Source organism: Methylobacterium organophilum (genome assembly GCF_022533465.1).
Lineage (GTDB): Bacteria > Pseudomonadota > Alphaproteobacteria > Rhizobiales > Beijerinckiaceae > Methylobacterium > Methylobacterium organophilum.
The window spans coordinates 470,684-481,687 of the sequence record NZ_CP092848.1 but is presented as its reverse complement, the minus strand read 5'-3'; the positions used below and the strand labels follow the sequence as shown (position 1 = coordinate 481,687).

Below are 11,004 nucleotides of genomic sequence, written 5' to 3'. Positions count from 1 at the left end.
TTCCTCCGGAAAGAGCCCATGTTCGACCTGATCCTGCGCAACGCCACGCTTCCCGACGGCCGCCAGGGCATCGACATCGCCGTGAGGGGAGGGCGCATCGCCGCCCTGGCTCCGGCGATCGCGGCCGAGGCCGGCGAGGTGATCGACGTCGGCGGGCGCCTCGTCTCCCCGCCCTTCGTCGATCCGCATTTCCACATGGACGCGACGCTCTCCCTCGGCCTGCCGCGGATGAACGTCTCCGGCACGCTGCTCGAGGGCATCGCCCTCTGGGGCGAATTGCGGCCGCTCCTGACGAAGGAGGCCCTGGTCGAGCGGGCCCTGCGCTACTGTGACCTGGCGGTCTCGCAGGGGCTCCTCCACATCCGCAGCCACGTCGATACCTCCGATCCGCGCCTCGTCACGGCGGAAGCGCTCCTGGAGGTGCGCGAGCGGGTCCGTTCCTACATCGACCTCCAGCTCGTCGCCTTCCCGCAGGACGGCTATTACCGCGCACCGGAGGGGCCGCGCTCCCTCGAACGCGCCCTCGACATGGGCCTCGACGTCGTCGGCGCCATCCCGCATTTCGAGCGCACCATGGCCGAGGGCGCCCGCTCGCTGGAGGCGATCTGCCGGATCGCGGCGGAGCGGGGCCTGCCGGTCGACGTGCATTGCGACGAGACCGACGATCCGCTCTCGCGCCATGTCGAGACCCTGGCCGCCGAGACCGTCCGCTTCGGGTTGCAGGGGCGGGTGACCGGCTCGCACCTCACCTCCATGCATTCCATGGACAATTACTACGTCTCGAAGCTCATTCCCCTGATGGCCGAGGCGCGGATGCAGGTCATCGCCAATCCGCTCATCAACATCATGCTCCAGGGCCGGCACGACACCTATCCGAAGCGGCGCGGTCTGACGCGGGTGCGCGAACTGATGGACGCCGGCCTCACCGTCGCCCTCGGCCAGGACTGCACCATGGATCCCTGGTACGCGATGGGCTCGGCCGACATGCTCGAGGTCGCGCATATGGCGATCCATGTGGCGCAGATGGGCAGCGTCGCGGACAAGCACCGGATCTTCGAGGCCGTCACCACCCATTCCGCCCGCCTCATGGGGCTCGAAGGCTACGGCCTCGCGGTCGGCTGCCATGCCGATCTCGTCGTCCTGCAGGCGGCGGACGTGGTGGAGGCCCTGCGGCTGAAGCCGACGCGGCTCCTCGTCCTGCGGCGCGGCAAGGTCATCGCGAAAAACCCGCCGCGCATCACCGAGCTTTGCCTGCCGGACCGGCCGGCGCGGATCGATAGCGGTCGCGATTTCCTCCCGGCCGGATCGACCGTGCCGGAGGCCCGTTCCGGGATCTGAGACGGCTCTTCGCTCTGAACGGCGGAAGAACCTGCCGCGCCGGTCTGCGTCGGGGGCGCGTCCGGCCGTAGAGGACCGAGGCGCCGATAGGGTCGCCCCCGATGGCCGAGCCGTCGGCAGGCTTTCCCGGCCCGAGAGAGCTTCTGCCGTTGCGGCAAGCGGGGATCCGATGGCCCTATCTCGGCGATCGGGCGATCCGAGCCAACCGGAAAGGCCCTGTGGTGGGCCGGCACGCAAAATCCGGCTCCGATCGAGAGGCCTCCACCGACGCTGTTGGCCCCGGTCTGTCCCGGGCCCTGTGCCGCTGCGCCTTTCCGTAAGACCGGCGGGCGGGGGCAAGGGCCTTCGACGGCGGGCCAGGATCAGGAGAGCCTCTCTCCCGGAAGGGGGTTCGCGCCCGAACCACGCCGAGAGCTCGCTGACTGAAATGTAGATAACAGACAGATTAATCATATATATATAAATATTTACGGATGCTGGCAAGATCTCAAAAATAAACAGATGTTATATTAGGAATACAATCTGAAAAGCCAGTGAAGTAATTCAATACATGTGACACGATTACGTCAAGCGCAAATGTTATAACATATTTACTGTCATTATGGTGGAGTTATTTTTAATATTATATTATTGGTGCATGATTTGTTTTGATTTTTTATCAGGTGCCTTTTTGATTTTTGTAGTTGTTCCACCAAAATAGAAAGTTGGCGAAATGTGATAGAATTTTGGAGGTTTTGCAGTCGAAAGCTTCTCTGACTGCTTCCCATCCTTTGACGAGGGTAGGATGACCCTCGTCGCACGTCTCGTTCACGCCCGCTTCCCTCGCACTGTGTCGGCATGACGCCGTCGGGAGCAGCCGCGGGATTGTCCGCCATCCATCGCCGCCACGCGCGGCCAGCCCTACCGTGAGAATGTCCGACACCCTCTTGTCCCCTGATCTCCTCCCTCCGAAGGCGGCCGCCTGGCAGGCGGCCCTCAGCGCCCTGCAGCCTTCATCGCCCTGCCCGAACTTGAGCGACGAAGACTGGCGGCGGATCTCCGAATCCGCCCTCGATTTCATCGACCGCTTCGGGGCGGAGGCCGTCCACTACGGGTGGAGCGACGTCGAATTGTTCGGAGTGCATCCGGATCTGGGCACGATGCGGACCTGCTGGTGCGGCGCCCTGATGCTGCCCGACCGGCGCGTAACGGCCGTCAGCGAGGATCGGATCAGCTTCGATACGACGACCTACTATCGCGACTTGCCCGGGCGGCCCCACGGCATCCCGATCTGGGCGTTCGCGGCGCGACGGAACACTCGCATCGAAGGCATGAAACGCACGTCATCCTAGGGGGCGAGGCGGCGACCGAGTCTAGATGGACGTCTTCGAGGAGAGGATTCGGCTGACGAGGGTGCCGTTCAGGAGCAGGAACCGGATCTGCGCGCGGCGTCGGGCGTAGGTTTGGGCGATCAGGTCTTGCTCCGCCTTCACGAGATCGACTTGGCTGTCGAGCAGCTCGAAGACGGTCCGGCCGCCGTTCCTGAACTGCTCCAGGGAGAGATCCTGGACTTTGCGGGCCGCAGCCACCCGCGAGGCGAGCGTTCCGGACTTGTCCTGATCGGATGACGTGATGCGCGAGGCGCCCTGTGCGTCCTCGCGCAATTCGCGACGACGCTTGTCGAGCTTGAGGGTCGCGGCTTCGAGGCGGGCGGCGATCTGCTGGCGCAGGCTCGTATTCGCGCCGCCGTCCAGAATCGGCATCCGGATGGACAGGAGGACGTTCCCGTACATGCGGCGATCGATAGTCGTGTCCGGCTCGGTCATCTGCCGACCGACCCGCCAGCCGGCCTCGATGCCGACATTCGGCATCAGGCCGAGCTCGGCCGCGTGGAGCTGCTCCCGGAGCGACGAGATCTCGTACTGGATCGCGAGGATCTCGGGGTTCCGATCGAGCTGGCCGTCGTCCAGGGCCATCACGTCGTCCTTCAACCGGGGGGTCACCGTGTCGGCGATCCGGTCGACGTCCATCGCCGTCAGGCGCCGGAACGCATCGGCCGCGTTGGTCCGGTCCGTCACGAGGTCGATCAGTGCCGTGCGGGCCGCATCGAGGCGTGTGGTCACCCGCTTGATGTCGGCGACCGTGGAGTTGCCGTTCGACTCGTTCGTCTTGATGATGTCGAGGATCGTCTCGTGCGCCTTGATGTTCCTCTTGGTAAGATGGATGTTCTCATCGATCTGCTCGACCTTCATCAGAAGATCGAGCATGTCGAACACCGTCTGCTCCGTCTTGGCGATGCGGGCCTTGGTGCTGCTGTCGTAGGAGAGGGCCGCCCTCTCGATGTTGCTCGCCGCCGCGCCGAAATCGTAGACGCTCTGCCGGATGCTGACACCCGCCTCGCGCCGGATCGCGTTGCCGGCAGGGTGCGTCTCCCAGTTCCGCTGCGGCCCGACGGCCGTGGAGAGGTCGACCGAGGGCAAGAGGCTGGCCCGGGCGCCGTCGATGGCGGCGAAGGCCTCCTTCTCGCGGGCCGCGGCGATGCCGATGTCGGGGTTCTCCCGGATGAGCAGCCGGACGGTCTCGGGGACCGTTAGGCTTCCCTGTTTGGCCGGCTTCGTCCCCACTGCCGTGTCGCCGGCCTTTCCCTTGCCGGGGCGGCCGCTCCCGTCGGCCGCCGGCGAAGGCTCCGCGGTCTCGGACGGGGGCGGGAGGATCGTCGCCGTCGGGAATTCGCGGCAGAGATTCGAGGGAACGGGGTAGTCTTCCGTCCCGACGCACGGAGCGGCACGCTGGCTGACGCAGCCGGCGGTGGAGAGCGACAGCAGCGCGATCGCAAAAAGTCTTTTCGCGATGAGCCGCCTGCGACCGAACATTCCTGGACCCCGGTTGATCCGGGCATTTAACGGTTTGTTATCCTTAACATATGGTTAAATTTATCGTGTCGCTCCGCCAAGACTGAAGGTCGCCGGGTCCTATCCTGTCGTTCAAGTCTGAAAAATGAAATCTTAGGATGTAATATTGGCGGGGTCTTGTCCAAATTTCGGAACAGGGCTTCTACGAGCAGTTGTAAATGCTGAGGCGGCGCGTGGTGACTGACATAAGGGCCACGCTAGGCCGCCACGTTCTCGATCGGGCGGCGCATCGCGCGAGGGGACCGCTCGTCCGGGACCCTTCGGCCACGGGCGACGTGGCTCGGCCAGGCGATTCCGGACCTTGGGCCGCTCCTTCGATCAGCGGCGGAAGGCCATGTCGCGAACCTCCGCGAGGGGGGTCAGCAGGTATTGCAGCACCGTGTGCCGCTTGGTGAGGATGTCGACATTCGCCATCATGCCGGGGATGATCGGGCGGTTGTCGCCGAGGCGGTTGGGCGCGTTCAGCCGGACCCGGAAATAGGGCGGCGTGTCCTTCTCCTTGATGATGTCGGGGGAGATGTCCACGACCTGCGCGTCGAGGGAGCCATAGACGGAATATTCGTAGGCGGTGATCTTCACCACCGCCTTGGTGCCGGGCCAGATGTCGGCCCGGTCCTGCGGCGGGAGCTGCGCCTCGATGGCGATGGTGTCGCTGCGCGGGACGATCTCCATGATCGGAGCGCCCGCGGCGATGACGCCGCCCACGGTCGCGATCATCTGCTTGTTGACGGTTCCCGACACCGGCGCCCGGATGTCGGTGCGGACCGCACGCTCCTTCAGGGCGGCGACGGCCTCGATCAGCTGGCTGATCTCGACGAAGACCTTCGTCTTCTCCTCCACCGCGTCGGAGCGGAACTTCAGGAGGGCGGCATTGCGCTGGCGGGCCGCTTCGCTCAGTGCCGCCTCCGTCTGCGGGATGTCGTGCGCCAGATCCTCGATCCGGGTGTCGATCTGCTGGAGCGCCGTGAGCGCCTGGAGGAGCTCGTTCTTCGACACGGCCCCGAGGTCGCTCAGGCGCTGGAGGCTCTGCGCGCGCTGCGCGGAGAGCTCGCGCTCCCGCTGCAGGTTCGAGCGCCGGGCCTTCAGCCCCGCGAGGGCGAGCTCCTGCTGGCGGATCTTGTCCTCCAGGATGAAGATCTGCTCGCTATGGTCCCGCTGGCGCTGGCTGAAGAGCTCCCGCTCGCTGTCGAGGATGCGGTTCTCCGCGAGGTCGGTGGGAAAGGTGACCGCCGGCGCGCCCGCGAGCTCGGCCTCCAGGCGCGCCAGAGTCGCGCGCTTGGCGGCGAGCTGCGTCCGGGTCTGCTGGAGCGTCGTCTCCGACTGCACGTCGCGGATCCGCACCAGGACCTGATCCTTCTCGACGCGATCGCCCTCGCGCACCAGGATCTCCGAGACGATGCCGCCTTCGAGATGCTGCACGATCTGGTTCTGCGTGAAGGGCACGATCATGCCGGTGCTGCGCGTCACCGCATCGATCTGCGTCAGGCTCGCCCAGGCCAGCAGGGCGATCATCCCGGCGGCGAGACCTAGGAGGACGGTCCGGTGCGTCTCGCGCACGAGCTGGTCGCAGAGCGGCGGCTCCGGCGACTCGGCTCTCCATGCCGGCGCCCGAAACGCTTCGTCCGTCATCCTCACCATCCCTGTTATGCGATGGCTCCTTATGCTCCGGCTTTGTTAATCGACAGCTAAGCATGCCCGTTTACCAGTCTAGCCCGGACTAAGACTGAAAAGGCTCACATGGCGGCCGTACGAAGAAACCCGATGGACTGGTCGAGGGCCTTGCGCGCCGTCCGTCGTCCCCGATCTATACAACCGTCCGTTACGAGGGGCGAGCACCTCGTCGCCGCTTTCGACAAGCTGCCGTTGCAGGCCGGCGGCATGGCCATGGAAAGCCGTCCGCTCGCCGCCATCGATGCCGCCGTGCTCCCCTGCGTGGCGGTCCTGCGCGACGGGACGGGGATCGGCCTCCTGGCGCGCGAGGCCGATGGCACCTTCCGATGCCGTACCGCGGAGGGCGAGGAAACGCTCTCCGGCGACGCACTCGATCAGGCCTATTCCGGGACGGTGCTCGTGCCGGCCCGCGCGGAACCGGTCGAAGAGACGCCGGCCCTGCCCCCCGGGGACCCGGACCTCGTCCGGCGGATCGTGAAGGCGACCCTCGCCTCGCGGCTCTTCCCGCAGCTTCTCCTCGCCGCCGCTCTGGGGAACCTCTTCGTCCTCGCCCTCCCGCTCTACAGCATGGCGGTCTACGACCGGATCATTCCCCATCACGCGGTGGAGACCCTCTGGGCGATGACCGGGGGCATCGTGATCGTTCTCCTCGTCGATCTCTTCTGCCGGCGGATGCGCGGCCGGATCCAGGAGGCGATCGGGATCTCGACGAGCCTCGCGCTGCAGCAGGGTCTCTTCGGCCGCCTCATGAACGCCGAGCTCGCCCATGCCCAGCGGCGGTCGGGGATCGTGTCGAGCGCCTTCTCGGCGATCGAGGGAGCCTGCCTCGCCGCCCCGCCGCTCCTCGCCGGCCTCCTCGTCGATCTGCCCTTCGCGGTCGCCACCCTCTTCTACGTCGCCTTCCTCGCGGAATGGGTGGTGGTCGCCCCGGTCCTGACCATCCTCGCCGTCGTCGGCGTCAATGTCGGCGCCTATCTCGCCGGGCGCCGGGCGCACCATGCGAGCGCCCGCAGCCAGGTGCATCGCGCTGCGCTGATCGAGGAGAGCACCCGGGCTCTCGAGGCCGTCAAGGCGGCGGGCTTCGAGCGGGTGGCCTCGGCGCGCTGGGCGCGGCTCGCGGATTCCATGGGCTACCACGGGCATCTCGGCCGGAACGCCTCGGCCTTCGCCGGCCTCGCCGCGAGCACGCTCCTCCAGGGCAGCAACGTGCTCTCCCTCGTGATCGGCGTTTTCCTCATCAATTCCGGGCGCATGACCACCGGCGCCCTGGTGGCCTCGATCCTTTTGACGAGCCGCGTGATCTCGCCGGTCGCCGCTCTCGCCGCCAACCTCGTGCGCGCCTTCAGCCTGGGCGAATCCCTCAAGCATGCGACGGCCCTGGGCCACGTTCCGAGCGAGCAGGCCGGCGACGCGCTGCGGCCGAAGACGCCGATCGCCGGGGGGCTCCGGCTGACGGAGGTCTCCTTCCGCTACCCGAACGAGCCCAGGCCGGCGCTCGAGGGCATCAACCTGACGATCGCGCCGGGGGAGCGGGTCGGCATCATCGGCCGTATCGGTTCGGGCAAGAGCACCCTGACCCACCTCATCCCGCGCCTCTATGCCCCGGATACCGGCCATGTCCTCGTCGACGAGCACGACATCCGCCAGTTCGATCCCCGCTGGCTGCGCCGGCAGGTCGCGTTCATGCCCCAGGACTGCGAGCTCTTCGACGGGACGATCCGCGAGAACATCGTGCGCGGCTTGCCCGAGGTGGACGAGACGGTCTTCCAGGCCGCGGTCCATGCGAGCACGGTGAAGGATCTCGTCGCCAACCATCCTTCGGGATACGGCATGGAGGTCGGCCCGCACGGGCGGCGGATGTCCGGCGGCGAGAGACAGGCCATCTGCCTCGCCCGTGCGCTGATGCGCGACGCGCCGGTCCTCGTCCTCGACGAGCCCACGGCGGCCATGGACAGCCAGTTCGAGGCGCGGATCATCGAGCGGCTCCGGCCGTTCCTCGCGGGCCGCACCGTGATCGTCGCCAGCCACCGGGCGCCCGTCCTGTCCCTCGTCGACCGCCTCGTCTGGCTGGAGAACGGCCGCATCGTCGCCGACGGCCCGACCCGCGAGGTCATGAGCCAGGTGGCGACACGGGCCGCGTGAGGGCGTCATGGCAAGCAAGCATCAGCAGGAGGATCCCTGGGCCGGCTTCGTGGACGTTCTCTCGAACATCCTGATGGTCGTGATCTTCCTCGTCGTCATCCTCGGTATGGCGATCTTCGCGCTCTCGCAGCAGATCACGAAGGTGGCGGTGGAGAACGCAGTCAAGGCCGAGCGCGAGAAGACCGAGGAGATCCAGCGACCGACTGCGGGCGCCCCGGTCCCCCCTGCGCCGCCGCCGAGCGTCGAGGCCGCCCCGAAAGCCGAGCCGGCGCGGGCGGAGGCCGTTGCAGCCGCCCCGCCGTCGACCTCGCGCGGCCCGGTCCCGCCAGCGCCGCCGGGCGTCGAGGCGACCCCGAAGGCCGAACCGGCGCGGGTGGAGACCGCTGCCATCCCGCAATCGCCCCCGGCCGATGCCCCTGCCACGCCCCCCAGCGCCGAAGCCGAAACGGGGGCCGCAGGCGCCTACGTCGCGGCCCAGGCCCGCCGGGTGCGGCAGGCGGACGAGATCGCGGGGGTCACCAATCTGTCGGTGCGCAGCGTCGCCACCGCGACGAAGGATATCGAGATCGCCTCCGAGGAACTCGCGCCCACGCCGGCTGCGCCGGTGGAGGTGAAGCGGTCTCAGGCGTTCCTGAGCCTCAAGTTCGGGCGGGGGCATTTCAAGATCGATCCCACCGCCTCGACGGAGCTTCAGGCCTTTCTCGGCGCCAACAGGAGCGTAACAGGCGGAACTCTGGAGATTCGTGCCTTCGCTCAATCAACGGTTGGTTCGGTTAGCGAAGCAAGGCGCATTGCATACTACCGTGCGATGCAAACGCGGACTGAGCTCGTCAAGACCGGAGTCCCCGCGACGCGGATCGAAGTCAAGATCAGGGAGTCCATCTCCCCCGAGGAGATGGATGTCGTCAGAGTTTTTGCCAAGCCCTGAGCGGACGAAAACTGTCTGGATCTAGACTTTTAACGCCATGTTGACTCTGGGGCCCTAGAACGGCGGCCTCTCGCTCGGGCGCATGGGACAGATCGGTGGGAACGACGCATTCCGGTACCAGGCGTGGCTACGCTGTCCGCAACGAGGTCGCGAAGCAGGTCGGTATCGTCGCCGTCATCGTGGCCCTCGGCGTGTGGCAGCGCCACTTCGTTGCCCAGGCGGCGGCCGCGGACCTCTATATCTTCACGCTGCTCTTCAGTGCGGGCCTTTTCGGCATCTACAACGCCGTGTCGGGCACACATAAGCTCGCGAACGAGTTCGTCGCCCTCGAAGCGATGAAGGAGATCTACGAGGACGCCCATTGGATGCTCAGGGCGCCCGACGAGGCGAAGCTCGCGCAGCTGCGCCGGATCCGCCACCCCGCCGTCCTCTACAACACGCCCTCGGTCCTCGCCACGGCCTACAACCTCATCGTGGAGGAGGTTCAACGCAACGGATCGTTCCGCATCCCGACCGGGACCATGCAGGTGCTCGTCTCCGACGTCGAGACGAAGCTCGACGACCGGCAGGGCATGAGCCACTATCTGGGTGCGCTCATGGTGCTCCTCGGGCTGCTCGGGACCTTCATCGGCCTGATGCACACCCTGGAATCGGTCGGCGGCATCCTGGGGAGCCTCGATCTCTCGGGCTCGGCCGGGGCGGGGGCGATCGCGGGCTTGATCGAGAGCCTCAAGCGCCCGCTCGAGGGCATGTCGACCGGCTTCGGCGCCTCGCTGTTCGGGCTGATCGGATCCCTGATCATCGGCTGCCTGAGCAAGGTCGATAGCAAGGCCGCCTTCCGGCTCAAGCACGAGTTCGAGACCTGGATCAGCAAGACCGTGCAGATCGAGGCGGCGGAGCAGGCCCGGAAGGACGATGCGCTCGCGAAAGTGCGGGTCGCCGCGTCCCAGTCGGAAGACTCCCAGGCCGCGGTCCGACCGATGGCGGAGCCGCATCTGCGCACCATTCTCCGGGTCGCCCGCTCCACCGTCGCCGCCACGGCACGGCTCACCGAGCAGACGACCTCGCTGACCGCGACCATGGCGGAATCGCACCGGGAGATCGCGCGGCAGCGCAGTCTGCTGGAGCGGATCGCGGAGGCCATGGAACAGGCGCGCGCCGAGCAGACGGAGCGGGACGCGCGGATCGAAGCGATCGGCAGCGGCTTCGCGGCGTCCCAGCGCCAGCTCACGGCGGCGATCACGCGGCTGAACGACATCACCGAAGCCTCCGCCCGGGCCAGCCAGCTGCGTCTCGACCTGCAGCGATCCGAGGATGGCCGCCTGCATGACGGCCTGAATCGCACCTCGGAGGGGCTGCGCCAGATCACCGAGAGGATCGCGGCTCTGGAAGCTTCGGTCGCCGGGCGGCTGTCCGGGACGCCCATCGGTCCGGACCGGTTCGCCGAGGTCGAATCCGTCACCGACGTCATCGCCGATCTCGACCGCCTGATCGCCTCGACGCCGCTCGATCCCGGCGACGTGCGACGCCTGCGCCGGTTGTCGGCCTATGCGGAAACGCGGTCGGTCCCTCCCGGCTCGGCCGCGGTGCCCGCCGCCGAGGCTCTGCTCACGAACGCCCTGCGGAGGGAGACACGATGATCGCCACGGTGCCGAGCCTCTCCCGGGCCTTCGGGCGGTTCAGCGGTCGCGCGCGCCGGGTGCACGAGCGGTTTCCCTGCATGATCCGCGGGAAAATCCTGTTCGTCGAGCGTGGCTTCTCCATCGACGGGGTGGTGAACGAAGTCTCGGCGGGCGGCCTGCGCGTGCGCCCCGCGCTGACGTACCTCCTCCGCAGAAGAGGAGGAGACGACGTTCTGGTGGAGTTCGGACCCTTCAGTCTGGAAGCCGCTCTCATGAATACAACCGAATACGGTTACGGTCTGCGCCTCAAGTCGATCCTTGGGCGGGAAGACCTTGAGAATATTCTTGAGTTCTCGAAATCGGACGCCATGGCTTGAGCGGGTTCTCCCGCCACGTCCATGGGGTGGAGCGT

8 protein-coding genes are annotated in these 11,004 nt (G+C 66.9%); 6 read left to right on the top strand and 2 right to left on the bottom strand.

The window, feature by feature from the left end; all coding sequences use genetic code 11:
* Positions 1 to 18: 18 nt before the first annotated feature.
* The gene (locus MMB17_RS02180; protein ID WP_241100913.1) at positions 19 to 1,338 is read left to right on the top strand and encodes an amidohydrolase family protein; all 1,320 of its coding nucleotides are present in this window, start codon (positions 19 to 21) and stop codon (positions 1,336 to 1,338) included.
* A gap of 911 nt (positions 1,339 to 2,249) precedes the next feature.
* The gene (locus tag MMB17_RS02175; RefSeq protein WP_241100912.1) at positions 2,250 to 2,669 is read left to right on the top strand and encodes a hypothetical protein; all 420 of its coding nucleotides are present in this window, start codon (positions 2,250 to 2,252) and stop codon (positions 2,667 to 2,669) included.
* A 21-nt stretch (positions 2,670 to 2,690) separates the two neighbouring features.
* Here MMB17_RS02175 and MMB17_RS02170 read toward each other — a convergent pair whose 3' ends face one another.
* Complete coding sequence (locus MMB17_RS02170) at positions 2,691 to 3,941, bottom strand: TolC family protein (RefSeq protein WP_241100911.1); 1,251 nt, start codon at positions 3,939 to 3,941, stop codon at positions 2,691 to 2,693.
* 606 nt (positions 3,942 to 4,547) lie between these two features.
* Positions 4,548 to 5,858, bottom strand: coding sequence for an HlyD family type I secretion periplasmic adaptor subunit (locus tag MMB17_RS02165; protein WP_238311783.1), 1,311 nt, complete (start codon positions 5,856 to 5,858; stop codon positions 4,548 to 4,550).
* 255 nt (positions 5,859 to 6,113) lie between these two features.
* Between MMB17_RS02165 and MMB17_RS02160 the strand changes: the two genes are divergently transcribed.
* The 4 genes from MMB17_RS02160 (at position 6,114) to MMB17_RS02145 (ending at position 10,969) form a co-directional block, all read left to right on the top strand.
* Positions 6,114 to 8,042 carry a peptidase domain-containing ABC transporter gene (locus tag MMB17_RS02160; RefSeq protein ID WP_241100910.1) on the top strand — a complete coding sequence of 643 codons (1,929 nt, stop codon included), beginning with the start codon at positions 6,114 to 6,116 and terminating at the stop codon, positions 8,040 to 8,042.
* A gap of 7 nt (positions 8,043 to 8,049) precedes the next feature.
* Positions 8,050 to 8,970 carry an OmpA family protein gene (locus tag MMB17_RS02155; protein WP_241100909.1) on the top strand — a complete coding sequence of 307 codons (921 nt, stop codon included), beginning with the start codon at positions 8,050 to 8,052 and terminating at the stop codon, positions 8,968 to 8,970.
* A gap of 95 nt (positions 8,971 to 9,065) precedes the next feature.
* The gene (locus MMB17_RS02150) at positions 9,066 to 10,610 is read left to right on the top strand and encodes a hypothetical protein (protein ID WP_241100908.1); all 1,545 of its coding nucleotides are present in this window, start codon (positions 9,066 to 9,068) and stop codon (positions 10,608 to 10,610) included.
* Positions 10,607 to 10,969: a hypothetical protein gene (locus MMB17_RS02145; protein ID WP_238311779.1), complete on the top strand. Its 363-nt coding sequence runs from the start codon at positions 10,607 to 10,609 to the stop codon at positions 10,967 to 10,969. The genes MMB17_RS02150 and MMB17_RS02145 overlap by 4 nt, the downstream gene beginning before the upstream one ends.
* Positions 10,970 to 11,004 lie beyond the last annotated feature (35 nt).